Source organism: Mycobacterium sp. NGS68 (assembly GCF_059812195.1).
The window spans coordinates 1-1,163 of the sequence record NZ_JCALCE010000081.1; the positions used below are offsets into that span (position 1 = coordinate 1).

The 1,163-nt window shown below is 67.8% G+C and carries 1 protein-coding gene; it reads left to right on the forward strand.

Annotation, left to right across the window (positions count from 1 at the left end; all coding sequences use genetic code 11):
- On the forward strand, window positions 1–1,163 hold a 1,163-nt coding region (locus AC5Y5V_RS31340; RefSeq protein ID WP_499942961.1), incomplete at both ends, for a hypothetical protein.

A 1,163-nucleotide genomic window follows, 5' to 3' on the forward strand; every position in this document is an offset into this window, starting at 1 on the left:
TTGGTGCGATTCAGGCCGGCGAGACGGCGCTGGCGAATCTGGCTGGTGCGTTCACTGCCGGGTTTACCGGTGCGATTCAGGCGGGCCAGAGTCTGGTTGGTCAGTTCCTCGCCCAGCTGAGCAACTTCGGCTTTAGCTTGAGCCTGCCCGCGCTGAGTGCCCAACTGTCGGCGGCAATTCAGGCCAGCCTCAACAGCATCGGCGTCACACTCTCCGGCGGGCTTGGTGGTCTGGCCGCCGAGCTCGGTGCCGCGTTGACCGCAGGCGCCAACGGATTTATTGGTGCGATTCAGGCCGGCGAGACGGCGCTGGCGAATCTGGCTGGTGCGTTCACTGCCGGGTTCACTGGGGCGATTCAGGCCGGCCAAACGCTGGCTGGTCAGTTCCTGGCCCAGCTCGGTAACTTCGGCTTTAGCTTCAGCCTGCCGGCGTTGTCGGCGCAGTTGTCGGCGGCGATTCAGGCCAGCCTCAACAGCATCGGCGTCACGTTGTCCGGTGGACTGGGTGGTCTGGCCGCCGAGCTCGGTGCCGCCCTGAACGCGGGCGCGAACGGGTTCGTTGCGGCGATTCAGGCCGGCGAGACGGCGTTGGCGAACCTGGCGGGTGCGTTCACCGCCGGGTTCACGGGCGCCATCCAGGCCGGCCAGACCCTGGCGGGTCAGTTCCTCGCCCAACTGGGCAACCTGGGCTTTAGCTTCAGCCTGCCAGCCCTGAGTGCGCAACTGTCCGCGGCAATCCAGGCCAGCCTCAATGGTCTTGGGTTGACCTTCTCCGGTGGGCTGGGCCCGCTGGCGGCGCAGTTGGGTGCGGCGCTGACTGCCGGTGCCAACGGTTTCGTCGCGGCCATTCAGGCCGGCGAGACCGCACTGGCGAACCTGGCCGGGGCCTTCACCGCCGGATTCACCGGGGCGATTCAGGCCGGCCAGACCTTGGCTGGTCAGTTCCTCGCCCAGCTGGGCAACTTCGGCTTCTCCTTCAGCCTGCCCGCCCTCGGTGCTCAGTTGTCGGCGGCAATTCAGGCCAGCCTCAACACCCTTGGGCTGACCTTCTCCGGTGGGCTGGGCCCGCTGGCGGCGCAGTTGGGTGCCGCCCTCACCGCCGGTGCCAACGGATTCGTCGCGGCCATTCAGGCCGGCGAAACCGCCCTGGCCAACCTCGCCGGC